Here is an 8,097-nt window from a genome sequence, read left to right as displayed (position 1 = left end):
TAACGCGACCAAGGGCTTCGGCTTCATTCAACCGGATGACGGTGGCAACGACGTGTTCGTGCACATCAGCGCCGTAGAGCGCGCCGGCCTTGGCACGCTGCGTGAAGGCCAGAAGATCAGCTACGAGATCGTGGCCGATCGTCGCTCTGGCAAGTCTTCGGCCGACAATCTGCGCGCCGCTGGCTAACGGATATCCTTCGGGCGCGGCCCGGGGAAATCCGACCTGACTAATGTGAAAGGCCGCGCCCGGTGCGCGGCCTTTTTATTTGTGCCCCAGCTTCGACCGATACCGGTCGTGATCGGACCAGCCTGCGGTCACGATGTCGGACAGGCAGGAAGCGAACCGGAACTCGGCGTCGGGTAGATCACGCAGGTCGACTGCCGCGGACGGGTATAGGCGACGTCCTTCAGATCTACCCCGGCAGGCGCCATCACCTTGCCGACCGCCGGTACATAGCGATAGCTGACTTCGCTGAAGATCAGATAGGTGCCGGAAACCTTGAGCTCGGTCGGTATCGTGATCGTGCTTCCCTGCGCACGTGGCGCCGAACCCCGGCTCCACATCACCTTCACCACCAGCGACCCGGGGACGACATACAATTCGGAAATCGTCGATAGCGTCGGCGTCGGCGAATAGGGCGTCATGATTCCCTTGCTGGCGGCGAAGAAGCCGGTCAGGTCGGTGTCGTTGACCGACGTCGACTGCGACGTCAGATCGGACAGCGTTCGCGCCATCAGCGTCACCTTGCGATCGACCGCAACGCCGGATGAAAACTCCACCGTGCCGAAGAACATCACCAGCATGACCGGCACGATGACGGCGAATTCGGTCGCAGCGATACCGCTGCGATCCGCGAGCATCCTCGCGGCGGTGCGGCGCATGCGAAGCCAGACTGGCAATATCGAGATCGTTTTCATCGCTTTGTCCTGTCAGCAAGGGGCAGTGGCGAGGAAGGGCTCGTTGCGAAATGCGGCGGTCGCGGACAACAGCCGCTTGCTGCCGGCCAGGTTCGAGATGTTGTAGCCGAGCCCAGTGACGAACAGCGGCCATTGATAGAACATCCGCACCACGACGATGTCGCCGCCCTCGCCCGGGCAATAGCTGGTGGGCGGAATGAAGGCCTTGTTGCCATCGATCGGCTCGGTGATCGTGACGTTGGGGAAGGTGGGATAGCTCTTCACTTCGACATAGAGGTCGTTGCAGTTGAACAGCACCTTGGCGAGAGCGCCGGTCGGGCAAACGACGTTGTCCTTGAACTGCGTCTTGCTGTAATTGGCGGTCTGCGCCTGGCCGGTCATGATCTTGCGCGCGGAGTCCTGCGTGACGGTCTCCAGCACCTGGCCTGCGAAAAACACGATCGCGGTCTCGATGATCGCAAACAGCAGCGCGAAGAACACCGGCGCCACCAGCGCGAATTCGACCGCGGCCGAACCGCGGCGGTTGCGGCGAAACCTGTGCAATACGGTTCTGAACGAGCCTGGTGCGGCAGCGGGCAACGACATCGAACAATCCTTAAATCGCGGCGGCAATTTCCTGCCCGCGAGGTTTAGCTGAAACTGATTGTTGAAGTGTTTCGCCGGATCGAAGCAGCGTGACCCGCATTGTTAACCCGGCCTTAACCATTTTGGGCGTGGCCCGTGCGCCGCGATTCGCCGTGCCGGGCGCCATCAGGGCATGACGGTCGCCGCCACGCCTGACAGCGCGGACATCAGTTCTGCGCTTTGCCCGCTGCCGCGGCGGCGCCGCTGGCCTGGTTGGAGAGCGAGCCGGCCTGATCGATCGCGGCCTTGAAGTAGTTCTCGCCGTCGCCCAGGGTGACGCGGCGCTGGCAGATCGGCTGGCAGCTCCAGGATTCGCGTTCGACGCCGCGATAGACAGTGACAAGCTGCTGGTCGGTCGGGCCTTCGACCTGGATGATGCGGTCGACCAGGATATCGCCCGCGCGGTCCATCGCGATGAAGTTGGTGGCGCCGTAGCCCTTGCCGGTGACGACGATGATGCCGCCGGCCTGCAGCGCGACGTCGGCGATTAGGGGATTGCCGACCACGATGGTTGCGACCTTGCTGGGGAGCTTGACCAGTTTGGCCTGATCGACATTGACAAGGACGGTGTCGGCCGCAGGCGCGGCCAAGGCCGCTGCTGGCCACAGCAGCATTCCGATCGTGAGCGAGCGGAATGAAGAAAGCGCGCGTGTGCGCATACGCAAGCAACTGAACGACATACTCTACCCCGGGGCGTTGACGAGCCGGCAAAAGCGATACGCAGCGGAACCGGCGCCCGACAGGGCAAATCTGACCTTAATGTGTGAACGAAGTGCAAACGGCGGCGAGATCCGCCGCAGCCGCCTACGACTGCCGGAACGGATAGGCCAGTTGCCCGGCAATCTCGGTCGGAAACGTCGCCTGGTCATCGACGCCGTAATGGTCGGGCAGCTTGTTTTCCGGCATCCGGAAGGTCCCGAACAGGATGTCCCAGAGCGGAAAAGTGCCGGCAAAATTGGTGTTGCCGCCCTCTTCCAGCGCGGTGTGATGCCAGCGGTGGAACACAGGGGTGGCGAGCACATATTTGAACGGGCCGAGCGTCCAGTTCAGGTTGGCGTGCACGAACGCCGAATGGAACATGTTGAAAGGCGCGACCCAGAGCATGACGTTGGGCGAAATGCCGGCGATCAGCAGGAATACGTCGACCAGGATGGTTCCCAGGAACAGGTTGACGGGGTGGAAGCGCGCTGCGGAAATCCAGTCCAGTTCCTCGGACGAGTGATGGACGGCGTGGTATTTCCAGAAATCGCCCCGGTGAAACATCCGGTGCAGCCAGTACAACATGAAGTCCGACAGCACCAGGAACAGCACCGCCTGGAACCAGAGCGGCAGCTGGGCCAGCGGGCCGTGGCCATTGTCGTAGAATGCGATCAACTCGTCGGCATCATGGATCTTGAAGAAGACGCCGGCGCCGAGCACCAGCAGCCCGATCCGCAGCACGCGTCCGAACAGGGGGACGAAGAACCAGTAGCAGACGTCGGTGATGAGCTCCTTTTTGCGCCACCACGGCGTTCCCGGATTGCAGGCCCAGAAATGGGTCAGCACCGAGAACACCACGGCCAGACCGATCGTGACGGGCACCACCTTGGCGATCGTCTCGCCAAACATCACAACGACTTCAAGGGGCAAATTCGACATGGCAACCTCATCCGCGGGACCCTTTATGGGTACGCGCTCATGCTTAAAGAGCCATGAACCTGCCTTAAGGAGCCGTGAATCCGCGGCCGTTCGTTACCTTGCAGCTCTCTAAATCAAGCCGATCCAGCCATCTGTCGAATTGCAGGCAATCTCTTAATTCCACATTTACTCTGCTCAAGAACTGCCGAATGCATCGATGTTTACGCAGTCGAATTAACTGCGCCGAAATTTCCCGACCTTAGGGTTGCCCCCATGGTCACGGTGCTGAGAACGCCGGCGAGACCAAACGTTAGTCGACCAGCCACGTGTACACATGGAGTTGAATATGAAGAACCTGATTTCGCGTTTCGTGAAGGACGAGTCCGGCGCCACCGCCATCGAGTACGGCCTGATTGCAGCCGGCATCTCGCTCGCGATCATCGCAGTGGTGAACGGCCTCGGTACCAACCTGAACACCAAGTTCACCTCGATCAACAGCTCGCTGAAATAAGCGACTGTTCTCGGGAAAACTTCAAAGGCCCCGGAAGTTCCGGGGCCTTTGCTGTCTCTATAGAGTGGTGTTGGCGTAAACATGCGTAAACCGATGACCACCGCCGCGGCGGCCACAAGTGCGGCCCTTCCGGCCGGCAGCCGGGACAGGCGGGCCATGGAGCTGGTCTGCCTGGCGCTCGCGCTGGCGCTGCTCGCCATCGTCGTTCGGATCGCCAGTATCTGGTGACCGCTCCCGTCTTTCCTTGCCGTTTCCCGATTGTTCATCTCTGACCGCTAGACTCGGGCGATGCTCCGACCTCGCGTCAGCCACACGGGCCGCCTAGTCCCATGATCCTCGATATCGTTCGCCTCTCGCTGTTTCCGGCCCTGATGGCGTTCGCGGCGGCGAGCGACCTCTTCACCATGACGATTTCGAACCGGGTGTCGCTGGCGCTGGCTGCGGGTTTTCTGGCGCTCGCGCTGCTGAGCGGCATGCCATTCCACGAAATCCTCTCGCATATCGGCGCCGGCTTGACCGTGCTTGTCATCGCCTTTGGCTGCTTTGCCATGGGCTGGGTCGGCGGCGGCGACGCCAAGGTGGCGTCCGCGGCGGCACTGTGGTTCGGCTTCGGCCATCTGCTCAACTACCTGCTTTATGCCTCGCTGTTCGGCGGCGCCCTGACATTGCTGTTGCTGCAGTTCCGGCAATGGCCGCTGCCCTGGCAGCTCGCGGGCCAGCCCTGGCTGCTCAAGCTGCATGCCAAGGAGACCGGCATCCCCTACGGCATCGCGCTGGCGATCGGCGCGCTGATGATCTATCCGGAAACCGAATGGATCAAGGCCGTGGACCTCAGCCATTTCGCCATGCGCTGAGCGCGCGTTCGGTAAACTCTCGTTAACGCGATTTAGATACGCCTCATTAACCATGCTTTGACGAATAGCTGGTCAACTCCCATCACGGCGACGGAAGCGTCGCGGCGTAATGTGGAAAGTGAAGCGTATGAATACCGCACGCATTGTGGTGCTGACCATCGCTGTCGGAGCCGGAGGCGTGGCCGCATATCTTGCGAGCGGATCCGACAAGGGACCGGCGCCGGCGGAACCGGTCGCCCAGATGCCGACGGTCGACGTTCTCGTCGCCAGGTCCGACATCGGTCTCGGCCAATCGCTCAAGCCCGACGACCTGCAATGGCAGACGTGGCCGGCCTCGTCGAACAGCAACAGCTTTATTCGCCGCGGCGAACGTCCTGACGCCACCACGCAGGTGGCGGGATCGATCGCGCGCGCGCCTTTCATCGCCGGCGAGCCGATCCGGGAGCAGAAGCTGGTCAGGGCCGACGGATCCGGCTTCATGGCGGCGATCCTGCCCACCGGCATGCGCGCCATTTCCACCGAGATTTCGCCGGAGACCGGCGCCGGCGGCTTCATCCTGCCGAACGACCGCGTCGACGTGATCCTTTCCAAGCGCGAGAAGGGCGCCGACAAGAACGGCGCCGATATCGTCAACTCCGAAATCATCCTGACCAATGTTCGCGTGCTCGCGATCGATCAGGCGCCAAAGGAAAAAGACGGCCAGAACGCCGTGGTCGGCAAGACCGTCACGCTGGAGCTGAAGCCGGAGCAGGCCGAGACGCTGGCGCGCGCGCGCCAGACCGGCACGCTGGCGCTGGCGCTGCGCAGCATCGCCGACCTCAACATGGTCGAGAACCGAACCGACGAACACGTTTCCAAGCGTGGCGAAAGCGTCAACGTAGTTCGCTACGGCGTCTCCAGCCCGACGACGATGCAGAAGTGACAAAGAGGACGCGCGAAATGAAGTGCAGGGAAACTCAGCCGGTGATGCGGGCCATGATGGTCCGCGCCCTGTCGTTTTCGGCTGTCACAGCGATGATGTTCAATCAGGCCTTGACGCCGGTGCTGGCGGGCGACTATCGCGTCGCGGCGCCGGTTGCCGCCGACGGCCAGATGAACGCGCGCTTTCTGGCGCTCGGCATCGGCAAATCCATCGTGATCGACCTGCCGCGCGACATCAAGGACGTGCTGGTCGCGGATCCCAAGATCGCCAATGCCGTCGTCCGTTCCTCGCAGCGCGCCTATATCATCGGCGCCGCGGTCGGCCAGACCAATATCGTGTTCTTCGATGCCGCCGGCCAGCAGATCGCGGCCTACGATATCGCCGTCAAGCGCGACCTCAACGGTCTGCGCGCGGCGCTGAAGAGCACGCTGCCGAATGCCGACATCCAGATCGAGGGCATCGGCGACGGCGTCATGCTGACCGGTTCGGCGGCAAGCCCGATCGAGGCCCAGCAGGCCGGCGAACTCGCCGCGCGCCTGGCCGGCGGCGCCGAGAAGGTGGTCAATTCGATCGCGGTGCGCGGCCGCGACCAGGTGATGCTGAAGGTCACCGTCGCCGAAGTCGCGCGCAATATCATCAAGCAGCTCGGCATCGATCTCTCCGGCACCCTGAATTACGGCACCGCGGTCGTGAACTTCAACAATTCCAACCCTTTCACCGCGCTGGGCCGTCCGCTGGTCTCCGGCAACGCCGCAACCGCATCATTCGGCTCGTCGGTGTCGGCCACCCTGCGTGCGATGGAGAATGCCGGCGTGGTGCGCACGCTGGCTGAACCGAATCTGACCGCGATCTCCGGTGAGTCCGCGACCTTCATCGCCGGCGGCGAGTTTCCGGTCCCGGCCGGCTACAACTGCGATCCCGTTACCCGTGTCTGCACCACCCAGATCAGCTTCAAGAAGTTCGGCATTTCGCTGAACTTCACCCCGGTGGTGCTGACCGAGGGCCGCATCAGCCTGCGGGTGATGACCGAGGTCTCCGAACTGTCGAACGAAAACGCCATTACCATCAGCCAGGGGTCCGGCAATTCGCTGACGGTCCCCTCGGTCAAGACCCGCCGCGCGGAAACCACGCTTGAAATTCCCTCGGGCGGTGCAATGGCGATGGCCGGCCTGATCCAGGAACAGACCAAGCAGGCCATCAACGGTCTGCCCGGCCTGGCCCAGCTGCCGGTGCTCGGAACGCTGTTCCGCAGCCGCGACTTCGTCAACAGCCAGACCGAACTGGTGGTGCTGGTCACGCCCTTTATCGTGCGCGCGGTGGCGCAGAAGGACCTGTCGAGGCCGGATGACGGCTTTGCCAATGCGTCGGATCCGCAGGCCGACCTGCTGGGCAGCATCAATCGCATCTACGGCGTTCCGGGCCGCGTCGAACCGGTGCGGAATTATCGCGGCACCTACGGCTTTATTACCGACTGAAGCGGGACGAGGACGAAAACGATGACAATCAAACTACCCCTCGATCGCAGTCGCGCTTTCCGCCTGGCGGGAGCGCTTGTCGGTCTGGCCGTCGTGCTGGGTGCCTGCAGGCACACCGGCGACGTTGCCAAGGCCGAGCCCTTTCCCGACGATTATCGCCATCGCCACCCGATCGCCATCGAGGAAGCCAACCGCTCGGTCGTGATCTTCGTCGGGCAGGCGCGGGGCGGACTCTCCGCCGCGCAGCGCGCCGACGTGATCGGACTGGGCCAGGTCTGGCTGCGCGAGGGCACCGGCGCCATCACCGCCGACGTGCCGGTCGACACGCCGAATGCGCGCGCGGCCGCCGACTCGTTCCGGGAAATTCAGGCGACGCTGGCCGCCGCCGGTGTGCCGGCGCGCGGGGTCGTTGCCCGCCGCTACAAGCCGGATGATCCGCGCACGATGGCGACGATCCGGCTGAACTATCCGAAGATCTCGGCGGTCGCCGGCCCTTGCGGGTTGTGGCCCGAGGATCTCGGTCCCTCGATCAAGAACAAGAGCTATTACGAAAACAAGTCGTACTACAATTTCGGCTGCGCCTATCAGCGCAACATGGCGGCGATGGTCGACAATCCGGCCGATCTGGTGCAGCCGCGAAGTGAAACACCGGCCTATACGTCCCGGCGCAACATCGCCTTCGACAAGTATCGCAAGGGTACCTCGACCGCGACCGCCTATCCCGAATCCGACAGAGCCAAACTCAGCGATACAGGCAAATGATCAGCTACGCGCGCCAGAACACCGAACAGCAGCCGGACGCATCGCCGCCCGCGGACGATCACATTGCGCCCGCGCCGCGAGTGTCGGTGCAGGCGTTTTGCGAAACCGTGGAAACCGCGGCCGCCGTGCAGTCGGCGGGCGAAGACCGCCGCCTCGGCAAGGCTCATCTCAAGATCCAGATGGGCGGCATGGCTGCGGCCATCGAGGCCTATCGTACCGCGCCGACGCCGAACGTGATCATCCTGGAAACCGAAGGCCGCACCGATATCCTCGCGGGCCTCGATCAACTCGCCACCGTGTGCGATTCCGGAACCCGGGTGGTCGTGATCGGCAAGATCAACGACGTCACGCTGTATCGCGAACTGGTGCGCCGCGGCGTCAGCGACTATGTGCTCGCGCCGGTCAATACGATCG

General features: G+C 63.0%; 11 protein-coding genes and 1 pseudogene. 8 read left to right on the top strand and 4 right to left on the bottom strand.

Annotation, left to right across the window (positions count from 1 at the left end; genetic code table 11):
* On the top strand, positions 1 to 187 hold a 187-nt coding region (locus Q7T45_RS24770), incomplete at its 5' end, for a cold-shock protein (RefSeq protein ID WP_304874415.1).
* 128 nt (positions 188 to 315) lie between these two features.
* Here the strand turns inward: Q7T45_RS24770 and Q7T45_RS24765 are convergent.
* From Q7T45_RS24765 to Q7T45_RS24750, 4 genes are all read right to left on the bottom strand, one after another.
* Entirely contained in the window at positions 316 to 918 is a 603-nt protein-coding gene (locus tag Q7T45_RS24765; protein ID WP_370691357.1) for a TadE/TadG family type IV pilus assembly protein, read from the bottom strand.
* 12 nt (positions 919 to 930) lie between these two features.
* Positions 931 to 1,503 (bottom strand): TadE/TadG family type IV pilus assembly protein, encoded by a 573-nt coding sequence (locus Q7T45_RS24760; RefSeq protein WP_304874414.1) that lies wholly within the window; start codon positions 1,501 to 1,503, stop codon positions 931 to 933.
* 206 nt (positions 1,504 to 1,709) lie between these two features.
* Positions 1,710 to 2,201, bottom strand: a complete 492-nt coding sequence (locus Q7T45_RS24755; protein WP_370691356.1) for a pilus assembly protein N-terminal domain-containing protein — start codon at positions 2,199 to 2,201, stop codon at positions 1,710 to 1,712.
* Positions 2,202 to 2,346: 145 nt separating this feature from the next.
* Positions 2,347 to 3,180, bottom strand: a complete 834-nt coding sequence (locus Q7T45_RS24750; RefSeq protein ID WP_304874412.1) for a sterol desaturase family protein — start codon at positions 3,178 to 3,180, stop codon at positions 2,347 to 2,349.
* A 325-nt stretch (positions 3,181 to 3,505) separates the two neighbouring features.
* On the opposite strand from Q7T45_RS24750, the gene Q7T45_RS24745 reads away from it, so the two are divergent.
* The 7 genes and pseudogenes from Q7T45_RS24745 to Q7T45_RS24715 all read left to right on the top strand — a co-directional run.
* Positions 3,506 to 3,670: a Flp family type IVb pilin gene (locus Q7T45_RS24745; RefSeq protein WP_304740921.1), complete on the top strand. Its 165-nt coding sequence runs from the start codon at positions 3,506 to 3,508 to the stop codon at positions 3,668 to 3,670.
* A gap of 81 nt (positions 3,671 to 3,751) precedes the next feature.
* Positions 3,752 to 3,898, top strand: a complete 147-nt coding sequence (locus Q7T45_RS24740) for a hypothetical protein (RefSeq protein WP_304874410.1) — start codon at positions 3,752 to 3,754, stop codon at positions 3,896 to 3,898.
* Positions 3,899 to 3,999: 101 nt separating this feature from the next.
* On the top strand, positions 4,000 to 4,524 hold the full coding sequence (locus Q7T45_RS24735; protein ID WP_304874408.1) for a prepilin peptidase: 525 nt from the start codon (positions 4,000 to 4,002) through the stop codon (positions 4,522 to 4,524).
* Between the two features lie 127 nt (positions 4,525 to 4,651).
* Complete coding sequence (gene cpaB / locus Q7T45_RS24730) at positions 4,652 to 5,446, top strand: Flp pilus assembly protein CpaB (RefSeq protein ID WP_304874407.1); 795 nt, start codon at positions 4,652 to 4,654, stop codon at positions 5,444 to 5,446.
* 44 nt (positions 5,447 to 5,490) lie between these two features.
* Positions 5,491 to 6,921: a type II and III secretion system protein family protein gene (locus tag Q7T45_RS24725; protein WP_370691358.1), complete on the top strand. Its 1,431-nt coding sequence runs from the start codon at positions 5,491 to 5,493 to the stop codon at positions 6,919 to 6,921.
* A gap of 21 nt (positions 6,922 to 6,942) precedes the next feature.
* Positions 6,943 to 7,683: a CpaD family pilus assembly protein gene (locus tag Q7T45_RS24720; protein WP_304874404.1), complete on the top strand. Its 741-nt coding sequence runs from the start codon at positions 6,943 to 6,945 to the stop codon at positions 7,681 to 7,683.
* Positions 7,680 to 8,097: pseudogene (locus tag Q7T45_RS24715) on the top strand (CtpF protein); the annotation flags it as partial. The gene Q7T45_RS24720 and the pseudogene Q7T45_RS24715, both read left to right, overlap by 4 nt.

The sequence above is a fragment of the Bradyrhizobium sp. genome, assembly GCF_030646015.1.
GTDB lineage: Bacteria > Pseudomonadota > Alphaproteobacteria > Rhizobiales > Xanthobacteraceae > Bradyrhizobium.
Note: the sequence above shows the minus strand (reverse complement) of the source record. Positions and strands in the feature narration are given on the sequence as shown.